The sequence below is a fragment of the Lysobacter sp. CA196 genome, from assembly GCF_052078695.1.
Taxonomy (GTDB): domain Bacteria; phylum Pseudomonadota; class Gammaproteobacteria; order Xanthomonadales; family Xanthomonadaceae; genus Lysobacter.
On the sequence record NZ_JBQJIN010000050.1, the window covers coordinates 1 to 10720 of the forward strand.

Consider the following 10720-nt stretch of genomic DNA (forward strand, 5'->3'; position numbering starts at 1 on the left):
TGGGTGTAGTGGTGGCCCATGTGCAGAACCCTTCGGTGGGTGATGCACTTAAGCTTAGAGACCGCCTTAGCTTTCTTTTGTTGCTTTAGACAAAAGAAAGTAACCCGCCGCTTTAGTGGCGGAAGCTCTTATCGTTTGATCTTGTCTGAGTGAGACACCGCGAGACCGTCGCAACGATGTCGCGGCTCGCGCCGCTCCTACCCTGCGATAGTTTGCGGCTTCGATCAGCGGCGAAGGCGATGGAGCGCCTCTCCGTCCTGCTGTCGCGGCTCACGCCGCTCCTACAGTGGATGCATGGGAATGCAGGCGAGACCGATGTCGCGAGGCCAGATCAATCGATCCGATACACACGCGCCTTCGGCATGTCCTCATCGACCTGTAAAAACCAGCGGCCGGCGACGCCGGGGACGACCAGGATCTCGGGCGCGACCAGCGGCTTGCGCAGCTTCATGCTGCCCTTGAGCACTTTCCATTGCTGGCCGTTGTCGAGTTCGAACACGGTGCCGGGCTCCCAGCCCGACACGTCGCCTTTGAGGCGGCTGTTGATCGGTTGGTCGTCGAGGCCGATGTATTGCACTGCGCTGCGCTTGCCGGCTTCCGGCGCGGCCGAGGTGGTCGCGGCGACGAGCGGGGCGGGGTCTTGCTCGGCGGCATCGCGCAGCATGCGGTTGAGCAGTTGCAACTGTGCGGGCGACAGGCCGACTTCGCTCAGTTGTTCCGGGCTCAGGCGCCGCTCGATATCGATATAGGCCGATTGGGCGAGGGCGGCCAACGGGGCGAGCAGCAGGGCCAGCATCAGGCCGCGGATCGGAGGTCTCGCCATGGTTCTCGTCTCGGGTCGCTGCGAACCGTGGATCGGCCGCTTCAATATCCGGTCCCGCGCTTGCGAAACCGGACCTGCGGCAGTGTGTGGCAGTCGTGTTGCAAAATTAAGACGGCCAACATTAAGGCGGTCCGCATTGAAACAGTCGGTGGCTTCGGGACGGGAGCCGTGGCGCTTACGGCGCCGCGCCGGACGGGGTAACGGCGGGGTTCGGCGCCGACCAGGCGCGCACCTCGACGCTGAAGCCGTGGCGCATGCCGGGGTGGGACTCGGCCACGCGCGCGGCTTCGTCGAGGTCGCGCGCTTCCAGGAACAGCAGTGCGGTGATCGGCAGGGCTTCGGCTTGGGCGGCGTCGCGATGCGGGCCGAGGTGGCGGCTGTCGGGCGCGAGGAGGTGCGGGTCGAGTTTGTGCCCGGCCTCGTTGTGCAGGCGCGCCCAGGCGCCGATGTCTTGGCTGAGGCTGAGTCGCTCGGCTTCCGAGAGCGGGCCGCGATCGCGACGGAACAGGATGACGAAGGGATTCATGGTGGTCATGAGGGCTCGATGGCAGTGAGAGGGCAGCCGTCGACGTGCCAGATCGAGCGTCGGCCAGAACGCAGCGAGCAGCGGCACCTGGCGAGCGGGGCGATGGGGGAGGACTAGGCGGCCATGCGCGCATCCCGCCGCGTGGTCGGTGCGCGGGCTTGTAAAAAATCGGCGTTCAGGCCGGGTCGCGCGCAGCGAAGAATGCCGCCGGTGCGCGGCCGGTGGCGCGGCGGAAGTCGTGATTGAAATGGGCCTGGTCGTAATAACCGGCGGCCAATGCGACCTCGGCCAGCTCCAGGCCGGCCGCCTGCAATCGCACTGCGTGTTGCAGCCTCAGCATCGAGGCGAACTTCTTCGGCGTCACCCCGACCACGCGGCGGAAGCGCCGCTCCAGCGCGCTCTGGCTCAAGCCGATATGGCGCGTCAGTGCATCGATGCGATGGCCGGCGGGGCTGCGTTCGAGCCAGCTCACCGCGGCCGCCATCAGCGGGTCGGGAGCGCTTTCGCGCAATCGCGCCAGCAGAAAGTTTTCCAGCCGCGCGATGCGCTGGCCATGGTCGGGTGCGCCGGCGAGTTGCTCGCGCAGGCATTCGAGTGCGTCGGTGCGATCCAGCAGCTCGCTCAAATCGGTCGTGGTGCCGCTGAATTCCTCCTGCGAGGGGCGCAGGAACGCGGCCGCGCCGACCGGGGTGAACGCGGCCAGCAGCACCGAGTGCCCCGCTTGGTGGTCGTGCGCGCGCAGGGTGGCGCGCAAGCCGGTGAACGCCGCTTGCGGCACCCAGCGTCCCCCGTCGATGCGGCAGCGGCCGCGAAAGGTAAAAGCGGCGACGCTGCCGGTATCGGGCAGGTGGGTATCGGCGTGATCGGCGGCGAATTCCACCACCATGAAACGCCGCACGAACGGCCGCAGCGCCGCGCACGGCGCTTGCTGGAACCAGTGCATGTGGCGATGCGGGTTGTGGGCCATGCGCCTCGTGCCGGCGAACACGGAAGCCGGCGATCGGCCGCCGCTTCGGAGCGGCAACGCTACTGCAAGGGGGGCGTATCGGCAACGGCTCTTCAGTGAGGCGTCGCTTGTCAGTCGGACGTGGAGTCGGCGATGCGGGTATCGGTGGCGATCCAGTTCAGTTCCCAGCGCTTGCCGTCGTCGGCGGAGAAGGCCTGCTCGAAACGGCAGACATCGCGTGTCGCGCATTCGATGACGAAGCGGACCAGGATCGGCCGGCCGTCGAGGGTATCGCGGCCGAAGAATTCGCCGCGCCCGTTCTTGAAACCTCCGCTGATGGGCGCGGTGAGCGTGCCCGAACGCAGGCTCGCGTAGTGGATGCTCCATTGCCGCGCCTGCGGTTCGTACAGACGCAAGGAGATGCCTTGGATGCGCCCCGAGGGGCCGGCGATGTCGAGCTCGGCGAGGTTGGCGCGGCCGTCGAAGACCCTTCGCACCACGGTCGTACCTTCCAGTTCGAGCCACACCTCATTGCCGCTGAGCGGGCTCTGGAGCCGCGTCACCCGGGTTTTCCAGGCGCCGATCTCCCAGTCGAAGTCGTGCTGTCCCTCCGCGGTCGCGGCGGCGGATGCTTCGCTCGCAGGCGCAGGCGCAGGCGCAGGCGTGGCTGGCGCGGCCTGGGCGTCGAACAGGACGGCCAGGCCGATGGCCAACAGGCCGATGCGCAGGGCGGAGATGGCGATCATCGTTCGGCTCGGCGCTCAGGGCGGCTCGACTTGCGAGCGGTGCACGCACCATGCGGCGCCGCCGGCAACACGGCAAGAGCCATTCTGGCGCCGGTCGCGAGGCCACCGCGTCGTCGGGCCATGCCGATGTCGCGTACGAGATCGGACGGCAAGCGCGCGCCTGTAACACGTCCGACGCTAAGGTCGCCCGACGGCATGGACGATCCGGGCGGCCTATCGCCGCCCGCGTCCGGCGGAGGAACCCGGAAACTTGGCCACACTGTCCGCCGTGCTGTATTTCCTGAGCCAGCATCCGTACGGGTCGTTCCCGCTGATCCTGGGCCTGTGCAATATCCCGGCGGTGTGGTGGTTCAAACGGACCGGCAACAGCCGCTGGCTGTGGTGGTGTCTGCTCGGTTGGCTGGCGGCGTTCGCCAATATCTTCGTTGGCCGCCTGGCCAATACGAGCTTTCTCGAAGCCTTCGGCAGCGAGGGCACGGCGGTCATCGTGGGCAGCGAGCCGGCCCACGCCAGCTTCAACGAGCAGCCGATCTGGAACTATACGGCGGTGCTGAAAACCGCCGACGGCGGCGACCTCAAGATCGGTTTCGATACCCTGACCGCGAGCCTGTATCCGCTCGGCGAGCGGTTCCTGGTGCCGCCGCAGGGCGAGCGCTTCGTCGTTCGCTATGTCCCCGGTTTCGAGCGCAACATCGCGATCATGGCCGGGCGTTCCGAGTTCGGAAAACGCCAGCGCCTGGCCGAAGCCCGGGCCGCGCTCGACCAGGCCGCCGCGCAGTGGGCGCTGGGCCCGCGCAATCCGCAGTTCGTGCGCGAGTACCGCGAGGCCTTGCAGAGCTTCCTGCAGACGCATCGCGGCGATATCGACCCGGCCCTGGCCGACACCCTGGAGCGCCGGCGCGCAGCGCTCGACGCCGCGGCGAACTAAGGCGACGCAACCGCCGGTCATGCGGATGGCCCACGCCGCCGCGGCAAAATGGCGCTTCCGGCCCGGACGCGTCGCGCGCACCTTCTGCGCAGGCTTTCCGTCCACGAGTACCCTGCATGCACCGACCGACTTCGACCTCGCGCCGGCAGATTCTCATCGATGCCATCGCCGGCGCGACCGCGATGAGCCTGGCGCCCATCGCGGCCGCAAGCGAAACCGCTGCTTCGCTTGCGGCGAACCCCGTCGCCACCGACAAGAGCGGTTCCGGCATCGCGATTCCGACCGGCGATATCCACGATTTCGACTTCTTCGTGGGTCGCTGGAGTTTCGCCAACCGGCGCCTGAAACAGCGTTGGGTCGGCAGCGACGAATGGGATGAATTTCCGGCCACGCTGAGCTGCGAAAGCCGGCTCGGCGGGGTGGTGAACATCGACGACGGCGTGTTTCCGACCAAGGGCTGGTCCGGCATGACCGTGCGCGTGTTCAACCTCGAGCAACGGCGTTGGTACCTGTACTGGATCAACAGCAGCAGCGGCACCTTGTTCCCGCCGGTGGTCGGCGGCTTCGTCGGCGACGACGGCGAATTCTTCGGCGACGACACCGACGAGGGCCGCCCGGTCAAGGTCCGTTTCCGCTGGAAGCGACTGGGCCCGGATGCCGCGCACTGGGAGCAGGCGTTCTCGCAGGACGGCGGCCGTCATTGGGAAACCAACTGGACGATGGAGCACACGCGCATCAAGGGCTAGTATGCGCGGCATGGCCAAGCATGCCGGTTCGGTATTCTCCGTCGACGTCACCGGTCTTGAAACAGGACGGGGTCAGCCCGCGTACGCACGCATCTGCGAGCGCATCCGCAGCGCGATCGTCAGCGGCGCGCTGGCGCCGAGCGCGCGCCTGCCGTCGAGCCGGGTGCTCGCCCAGGACCTCGGCGTCGCCAGGAACACCGTCGATTGGGCCTTGGGGCAACTGGTCGCCGACGGCTATATCGTGCGCCGCCGCGGCGCCGGCAGTTTCGTCGCCGCGAGCCTGCCCGAACGCGATACCCGCCCGCTTGCACCCAGGCGCACGTCGCCGGACGCAGCGGCCGAAAGCGAACGCCAATTGCCGAGCCGTTTGTCGCGTCGGGCGATCGCACTACAGAGTTACCCCGGTCATTACCAGTCGGCGTCGGCGATTCCGTTCACGCCTTCGCTGCCGCCGATCGATCTGTTTCCGCGCGCGGTGTGGAACCGTCTGCTGCAACGCGAGGCCACCCAGGCCGGTACTGCGTACTGGGCCTACGGCGCCAGCAACGGCTTGCCGGCCCTGCGCGAAGCGATCGCTGCGCACGCCTCGGCGATGCGGGCGACGCGCTGTTCGCCGGAGCAGGTCATCGTGGTGACCAGCACTCAGCAGGCGGTGGAACTGGCCGGAAAAGTGTTGGCCGATCCGGGCGACCGCGCCTGGGCGGAAACGCCGGGCTATCAGCCGGTGCAGCATTGCCTGCGTGCGGCCGGTCTGCAGGTGGTGCCGGTACCGGTCGATGAACATGGTCTCGACGTCGCCGAGGGCCGCAGATTGGCGCCGGATGCGCGCCTGGCCTACGTCACGCCCGCGCACCAGTATCCGATGGGTTACGAGATGTCGATGGAGCGGCGCCGGGCTCTGCTCGATTGGACCCGGCAACACGACGCCTACGTGATCGAGGACGATTACGATGGCGACTACCGCTACGAAGGCCGGCCGATCGCCTCCCTGCAGGGCATGGACGCCGGCGGACGCGTCATCTACGTCGGCAGCTTCAACAAGATCCTGTTTCCGGCGCTGCGCATCGCCTATGCCATCGTGCCCGAGCCCTTGGTCGCGGCCTTCGTCGATGCCAAGCACGTCGCCGACGGCCACACCGCGCTGTTGATGCAGGGCGTGTTGGCGGCCTTCATCCACGAAGGCCATCTGGCCCGCCACCTGCGCAAGACCCGCACGATCTACGACGAGCGCCGTCTGGATTTCCTCGAACAGGCGCGCGCGTTGGCCGACGTGCTAGATTTCGGCCCGGCCACCGCCGGCATGCACGTCGCCGCCTTGTTCAAGCCGGGCCTGGCGCTCGACGATCGCGCCGTCGCCGCCGAATGCGCGCGCGCCGGCGTGGTGGTGCATCCCTTGTCGAAGTACGGTGCGAGCGAGCGCGGCGGCCTGGTGTTCGGCTTCGCCGGCGCTTCGCGGGCGGCGACCCGCTGCGGCCTGGAGATCGTGGCCAAGGCCATCGCTGAGATGGGGGCCAAGGGCGACGGTTCCGGCGCCTGATTGCCGGATCGTTCGATACGCAGGGAGGCCGCGGATGCAAGCTGAAACTCCGGATCGAATCGTCTGGACGGTCGAGCGGCTCGATCCGGCCGCCGACGACGAATCGCTCGAAATCGGCTGCGGCAACGGCGCGGCCGTGGCCTTGATCTGTCCACGCCTTCAACGCGGGCGGATCACCGCCATCGACCGTTCGCCCACGGCCATCGCGACCGCGACCCGGCGCAACGCCGCCGATATCGCCTCCGGCAAGGCGGTGATTCTCACCACCGATCTGGCGAGGCTGGAAGCGCCGGCGCGGCGCTTCGACCAGGCTTTCGCGATCAACGTCAACCTGTTCTGGCTGCAGCCGGCGGCCGAACTGCAGGTGCTGGCGCGCGTGTTGAAACCGGGCGGCGCCTTGTGCCTGGTGTTTCAACCGCCGAGCGAATCGAAGCTCGATTCGATCGCCGCGGCCTGCACCGTGCGATTGGCTGCGCACGGTTTCGTCGCGATCCGCACGGCCCGCCAGGTGTTGGAGAGCGGTTCGGCGGTGTGCGTACACGCCACACGGGCCGAGCGATAACTTAGCGCCGGAGCCCGTCTCCGGCAGCCCGCGATGGGGGTTTGGCCCGTGTCGTTCGTGCCGATTGCCGATCACGGACGCGAGCCCGAAGCCGTCACGATTGGCATCTGCATGCACCCGATTCGTGGCTCGCGCGCTTGATCGTGCGCGTCCGCTTCGCTGAAGTCGAGCCTCCCCATGGAGTGGAGCGTATCGATGAAGAAGCTGGCTGCAGGTTTCCTGCACATGTTGGCCCTGTGCCTGTTGTTGACGATGTCGCAATCGGTGCCGGCCCAGTCCGCGCTGAAGCAGATCCCCGAGGGCACGACCCTGTGGGCCGGGCAATCGATCTATTCCAACAACCTGCAGTACCGGTTGACCATGCAGGGCGACGGCAACCTGGTTTTCTACCGCGTTGCCGACTCGCGCCCGCTGTGGAACAGCCAGATCTCCGGCAGCGGTGGCTACAAAACCGTCTTCGAGCCCTTCGCCGTGTTCAATGTCCTGCGCATCTCCGACGACGCGGTGCTGTGGACCAGCCGCGGCGGCGTCATCGGCGCACCGTATCCGGGCATGGCCTGGTACATCACCGATCAAGGCGATTTCCTGGCGCTGTACCACCAAGGCGTCGTCATCCGCCATCTCGCGAACGATCCCGATAACTGATCGGCGCACCGCAGGCCGGAATAAAGCCCCGCGAGCGATCGCGGGGTTTTCGTTTTGCTACGACGAAAGCTCCTGTGCTGCGCATTGTGAAACCGCGCGCCGCCTTCGACCGGGCACGTGATTAGAATTCGGATCCCCCATCGCTTTCGCGCGCAACAGGACGAACGAGGCGCGCGCGAGCCCGCAAAGGACGATCCGGATGAAGACACGGCGACACTCACTGGCCAGCGCGTTGTCGATCCTGGCCGCTGCGACGGCATTCGCGGCGAACGCGCAGCAGGCGCCTGCATCGTTCCATGCCTACGACAATACTCACTACCAGGATGTCGATCTGGTCGGCGACGCCGGGCTGGTCAAGGCGAACATCCTGTATCAGCGGCCAGAGTGGATCGCCTGCACGTCCGGCGACACGTTGCCGCCGAAGGCCGAGTTCCAGGCGGCGGTACAGGCCGCCGCGGTGCATCGCGGGCCGATCGTGCTCGACTTCGAGAACATCTGGATCAAGAACGTCGATGCCGCACAGGCGCATAGGCGCTACCGGCTGTGGCGCCAGTTGTTCCTCTGGGCCAGGGAAGCCGCGCCCGGCCACATGATCGGCGCCTACGACCTGCTCGGGCCGAACACCGATCAGTACCTCGATTGCGCGCGCGATCTGTCGCAATACCAGGACGGCTTCTTCCCGCATTTGTACACGGCCCCTGGATTGAGTCAGGAGACCTGGGAGCGCCGGCTCGACAATCGCGTGGTCTCCGCCCGCAACGTCAATCCCGGCAAGCCGCTGATTCCCTATATCCGGCCGCAGGAAGAGGCGACCTGCGGCCTCAATCCCGAGCCCGCGTACCTGCCCGCGGATCGTTGGCGCCGGCAGTTGGACCAACTGGGCGCGAAGGCTTCGGGCTTCATCGTCTGGAGCCCGGTGATGTGCTCGCACAAGGTCGGCGACAACCGCGGTTGGATCATCGAGACCGTCGATTTCATGCGCAGCTTGCCGTTTGCTTCGTCGACTGTTGCTCAGACGCGATCCTGGCCGCTCGCGCCGCCGCTGGCTGCGTGCGCGCCTACGCCCGGCGTCAGCGTGGCGGTGCAGGCGCCGAAATTCAGGGCTTTGTCTGCGCCGATGACGATGCAGGCCGCTGCGGTGCAATGCGAGGCGCTTCCTGCATTGTGATCGCAACAGGTTCTCGAGCATGACGAAAGGCCCCGCGTCTGCGGGGCCTTTCCTGGGAGCACATGATCGACGGGTCGCAGAGCCGGCTGCAAGCCATCACTCGATGGTCATATCGATCCGCGCGCGGTCCTTGTTGGCGATGCTGCCGTCGGCGCCATCGGAAACGAAGAACAGGTCCATCGTCAGCCGGTGCGGGTCTGAGTCGAGGATGCGCCCCAGGGTCAGGCCGAACTGGAACGGGTCCTTGTACTGGCTGAGGATCTCGGCGGTGTTGCCGGGCATGGTGCCCTCGGCGCGCGCAGTGGTGCTGGTCTGCTTCATCAAGGCCTGCATCTGCGCTTCGGTGAACGTCACCTTGGCGTCCTTGCCGACCTGCACCGGGCCATTGCCCTTGATGTCGCCGGTCAGCATGTAGTTCCAGGTCTTGGCGTCGGCGTCGGTGGGCACGTTGAGGTTGTACTCGTAGGTGCGCTCGGAGGTGATCTCGTTGCCCTGGGCGTCGTAGTGGCAGACGACCTGCAGGGGCGGGTCGTCGTTGCCGCGCATCGGCGGGGTGATGGTGTAGCTGTAGGAGCCATCCGGGTAGCTGGTCTTGACGTAGCCGTAGGTGGTCTGCGGGCCGCCGAACGAGGCGTAGGCGCGGGCCATGGTGTCGCCCTTTTCGAAAGCGACTTCGCCGTTCAAGCGCAACTGGTCGGAGAAGTTGTAGCGTTCGAGCGTGGCCACGTTGCTGACGCCGTTGTTCTGCGCGGCGACTTCGCCGGTGGCGGTGAAATGGGCGTAGGCGGCCTGGCCGTCGGGCTTGGACAGGTCGAACTCGGCGGTGCGCAGCACCGAATGGCCCTTGTTGGCCTGGATGCCCGGGCCGAGATCGAGGCTGAGCGGACCGACATTGATCGAGGGCAATACGCTGCTCTTCTGTTCGATCGCCTGTAGCGCACCGATGTCGACGCGCACGCTGGTTTCGCTGGTGCGGGTGACGCTGTAGGCCGAACCGGTGGCGACCTTGTTTTCGCCGTCGGTGGTTACGCCCAGGCGCGGGCCTTTCGGGAAAGCATCGTCGAACAATTTCTGGAACGCCGCGGAGAACTGGGTCTGGGTGAAGTTCTGCGAATCCAGGGTCACGGTGGCGCCGACCGGGATCGTGGTCGGGTTGAAGGGATTGACCTTGGCGGCGGCCTGCGGGGTCTGGTTCTCGCCCGGCAGCACCACCTTGTAGCGCAGGCGATGGCCGACACCGGCGCTGCCCTCGACCTCGGCGCTCTTGTTGCCGGTGCCGGTCGCGCCCGACACCGAGAACACCGCGGTGACTTCGAATTCGGTCTTGCCGTCTTTATTTTGCTGCTTGACCTCGATTTCCGAATCCTGGCGCATCTCGATGCCGCCGGGGCCGGGCACGGTGCTGCCTTGGGTCAGCTTGACGCTGCCGTTGCCCGGGCTCCAGGAAATGCCGCCGCGCTGGCTGCGGTTGCTGACCTCCACGCCGTACTCGCTGGATGCGGTGGGGTGGGTCGGGTCGAAGTCGGTGACGATGGTTTCTTCGGTGACGCTCATCGTCGCCGCGGGGATCTTGAGCTCGTCGCCGTGGAAGATCGGATCGCCCTTGCCGGTCATGCTGGCTTCCATCCGTCGTTCCTTGTCCTGGAACAGTTCCGGATTGGCCTGGCGCAGCGCCTGCGGGGTGATGCCGTAGAGGGCGGCGATCTCGACGACGCTCTGGTCGTTGACGACGGTATGGGTCTGCGGTTGGTTCTGCGGATGCGGCAGGGTGGGCGACGGGCCCTGGGTGGCGTAGACACCGGTCATGAGTGGCTTGGACGCAACTGTGAGGATGGTCGCGACTTTACAGTTGCGCCGGCTTGGGGACGACTAGGGGTGACCCCAGGATTTGGCTGGCGATTTGTGCAGGATTGAAACAATTCGCGGTTTGCGTGCGTGGTTGGCCCGTTAAGCCGGCTGCTTTGTTTTTGGGGCTGTCCTAGATAAGAGTTATAGCCCCACCCAGTCCCGCAGCGTATTGAGCTGCTGACGGGGTGTCCCATAGTTGAAACGGAACTCGCACTCTTTCAGGAACAAGAAGAAATTCTTGCGCG

The 10720-nt window shown here is 66.5% G+C and carries 11 protein-coding genes and 1 pseudogene; 6 read left to right on the plus strand and 6 right to left on the minus strand.

The annotated features are described in order from the left end of the window. Window positions 1–331: 331 nt before the first annotated feature. From ACTOWK_RS23125 to ACTOWK_RS23140, 4 genes are all read right to left on the minus strand, one after another. Complete coding sequence (locus tag ACTOWK_RS23125) at window positions 332–823, minus strand: hypothetical protein (RefSeq protein WP_441332428.1); 492 nt, start codon at window positions 821–823, stop codon at window positions 332–334. A 175-nt stretch (window positions 824–998) separates the two neighbouring features. Then, window positions 999–1358 (minus strand): hypothetical protein, encoded by a 360-nt coding sequence (locus ACTOWK_RS23130; protein ID WP_441332429.1) that lies wholly within the window; start codon window positions 1356–1358, stop codon window positions 999–1001. A gap of 166 nt (window positions 1359–1524) precedes the next feature. After that, entirely contained in the window at window positions 1525–2316 is a 792-nt protein-coding gene (locus ACTOWK_RS23135; RefSeq protein WP_441332430.1) for a helix-turn-helix domain-containing protein, read from the minus strand. Between the two features lie 110 nt (window positions 2317–2426). Further along, entirely contained in the window at window positions 2427–3041 is a 615-nt protein-coding gene (locus ACTOWK_RS23140) for a hypothetical protein (protein ID WP_441332431.1), read from the minus strand. Between the two features lie 250 nt (window positions 3042–3291). Here ACTOWK_RS23140 and ACTOWK_RS23145 point away from each other — a divergent pair, with 250 nt between their 5' ends. From ACTOWK_RS23145 to ACTOWK_RS23170, 6 genes are all read left to right on the plus strand, one after another. Next, on the plus strand, window positions 3292–3969 hold the full coding sequence (locus ACTOWK_RS23145; protein ID WP_441332432.1) for a hypothetical protein: 678 nt from the start codon (window positions 3292–3294) through the stop codon (window positions 3967–3969). 116 nt (window positions 3970–4085) lie between these two features. Next, window positions 4086–4715: a hypothetical protein gene (locus ACTOWK_RS23150; protein WP_441332433.1), complete on the plus strand. Its 630-nt coding sequence runs from the start codon at window positions 4086–4088 to the stop codon at window positions 4713–4715. A 10-nt stretch (window positions 4716–4725) separates the two neighbouring features. Then, window positions 4726–6252: a MocR-like pyridoxine biosynthesis transcription factor PdxR gene (gene pdxR, locus ACTOWK_RS23155; protein WP_441332434.1), complete on the plus strand. Its 1527-nt coding sequence runs from the start codon at window positions 4726–4728 to the stop codon at window positions 6250–6252. Window positions 6253–6286: 34 nt separating this feature from the next. Further along, window positions 6287–6814: a class I SAM-dependent methyltransferase gene (locus ACTOWK_RS23160; RefSeq protein ID WP_441332435.1), complete on the plus strand. Its 528-nt coding sequence runs from the start codon at window positions 6287–6289 to the stop codon at window positions 6812–6814. A gap of 195 nt (window positions 6815–7009) precedes the next feature. Continuing rightward, window positions 7010–7459 carry a hypothetical protein gene (locus ACTOWK_RS23165; protein WP_441332436.1) on the plus strand — a complete coding sequence of 150 codons (450 nt, stop codon included), beginning with the start codon at window positions 7010–7012 and terminating at the stop codon, window positions 7457–7459. 199 nt (window positions 7460–7658) lie between these two features. Next, entirely contained in the window at window positions 7659–8627 is a 969-nt protein-coding gene (locus tag ACTOWK_RS23170) for a hypothetical protein (protein ID WP_441332437.1), read from the plus strand. 96 nt (window positions 8628–8723) lie between these two features. Here ACTOWK_RS23170 and ACTOWK_RS23175 read toward each other — a convergent pair whose 3' ends face one another. Further along, entirely contained in the window at window positions 8724–10433 is a 1710-nt protein-coding gene (locus ACTOWK_RS23175) for a LysM peptidoglycan-binding domain-containing protein (protein ID WP_441332438.1), read from the minus strand. A gap of 183 nt (window positions 10434–10616) precedes the next feature. Then, window positions 10617–10720: pseudogene (locus tag ACTOWK_RS23180) on the minus strand (IS1595 family transposase); the annotation flags it as partial.

What these genes read in the sequence shown, in the direction of transcription:
- ACTOWK_RS23125 (WP_441332428.1), bottom strand. Translation starts at nt 823, where the DNA reads ATGGCGAGACCTCCGATCCGCGGCCTGATGCTGGCCCTGCTGCTCGCC.
- ACTOWK_RS23140 (WP_441332431.1), bottom strand. Translation starts at nt 3,041, where the DNA reads ATGATCGCCATCTCCGCCCTGCGCATCGGCCTGTTGGCCATCGGCCTG.
- ACTOWK_RS23130 (WP_441332429.1), bottom strand. Translation starts at nt 1,358, where the DNA reads ATGACCACCATGAATCCCTTCGTCATCCTGTTCCGTCGCGATCGCGGC.
- ACTOWK_RS23175 (WP_441332438.1), bottom strand. Translation starts at nt 10,433, where the DNA reads ATGACCGGTGTCTACGCCACCCAGGGCCCGTCGCCCACCCTGCCGCAT.
- pdxR (WP_441332434.1), top strand. Translation starts at nt 4,726, where the DNA reads ATGGCCAAGCATGCCGGTTCGGTATTCTCCGTCGACGTCACCGGTCTT.
- ACTOWK_RS23165 (WP_441332436.1), top strand. Translation starts at nt 7,010, where the DNA reads ATGAAGAAGCTGGCTGCAGGTTTCCTGCACATGTTGGCCCTGTGCCTG.
- ACTOWK_RS23170 (WP_441332437.1), top strand. Translation starts at nt 7,659, where the DNA reads ATGAAGACACGGCGACACTCACTGGCCAGCGCGTTGTCGATCCTGGCC.
- ACTOWK_RS23150 (WP_441332433.1), top strand. Translation starts at nt 4,086, where the DNA reads ATGCACCGACCGACTTCGACCTCGCGCCGGCAGATTCTCATCGATGCC.
- ACTOWK_RS23135 (WP_441332430.1), bottom strand. Translation starts at nt 2,316, where the DNA reads ATGGCCCACAACCCGCATCGCCACATGCACTGGTTCCAGCAAGCGCCG.
- ACTOWK_RS23160 (WP_441332435.1), top strand. Translation starts at nt 6,287, where the DNA reads ATGCAAGCTGAAACTCCGGATCGAATCGTCTGGACGGTCGAGCGGCTC.